Origin of the sequence: Candidatus Accumulibacter phosphatis, from assembly GCF_012939955.1 — a bacterium.
Classification (GTDB): domain Bacteria; phylum Pseudomonadota; class Gammaproteobacteria; order Burkholderiales; family Rhodocyclaceae; genus Accumulibacter; species Accumulibacter delftensis.
On record NZ_SPMY01000099.1, the window covers coordinates 1 to 766 of the forward strand.

2 protein-coding genes are annotated in these 766 nt (G+C 55.6%); one reads left to right on the plus strand and one right to left on the minus strand.

Features of this window, described 5'->3' with window-relative positions; genetic code table 11:
- Nucleotides 1–323, plus strand: a 323-nt coding sequence (trfA, locus tag E4Q23_RS21265) for a plasmid replication initiator TrfA (RefSeq protein ID WP_248595636.1), incomplete at its 5' end; no start/stop codon positions are given.
- On the opposite strand, the gene trfA (E4Q23_RS21270) is transcribed toward trfA (E4Q23_RS21265), so the two are convergent.
- A partial coding sequence (gene trfA, locus E4Q23_RS21270; protein ID WP_248595637.1) for a plasmid replication initiator TrfA occupies nucleotides 320–766 on the minus strand: 447 nt, incomplete at its 5' end. The genes trfA (E4Q23_RS21265) and trfA (E4Q23_RS21270) overlap by 4 nt on opposite strands.

Here is a 766-nt window from a genome sequence, read left to right on the forward strand (position 1 = left end):
GATTGCACCGCGAATTGATCCGGCTTTATGGTGAAACCCAATGGACTGCCATCGACTGGCAGCAACGCCTAAACCTGCGGCGCAAACCGCTTGCGCAAGCCCTTCATGCCTACTACAGCAGCCACAGGATGCCGCACCCCGTGAAGCTGTCGACCTTGCAACGATACACAGGGAGCAGAAATCAACAGGCGGCAGGGTTCAAGGTGAAATTACGCGCAGCCCTCGATGAACTGGTCAAGCTGGCTTTCTTGCAGAGCTACAGCATCGAGGGTGACACTGTGGCAGTGAGGCGCACACCAGCCCTGCCGCGAGGCGGCGACTAGGCACGGGGTTCGAGACACATTTGCGGAGCAGCTGCGCCATCGTGTTGCTGCTTTGTCGCTGTTTTCGCCCATGAAGTGGCGCAAACGCCACGCCAAAGGCACGGGGTTCGAGACACATAGGCACGGGGTTCGAGACACATAGCCTTTAGCAATCCGTGTGCGGTGAAACTGCAAACATTGCCTAGTGGGTGTCCCTTTGCCAGATGCACCAAGGTTTCCCACAGGGTTAAATCTTCTTGGTTGAGTTGCTGGCCGGTGTATTTAATTGTGATTCCGGCTTGACTGTCTAAAGTCTTCCCGTCGATAAACTGGCGGTCTTTACTCTGGATTGCTGAAAACAAAGCAGAACGGATAAAGCTGTTCGGCGTTCCGCGCTTTGGTTCGGGCCATAGCGGAAGCTGGATAATTTCGGCGCTCTCGCGCTGTCGCGCGATTTCCCTCAT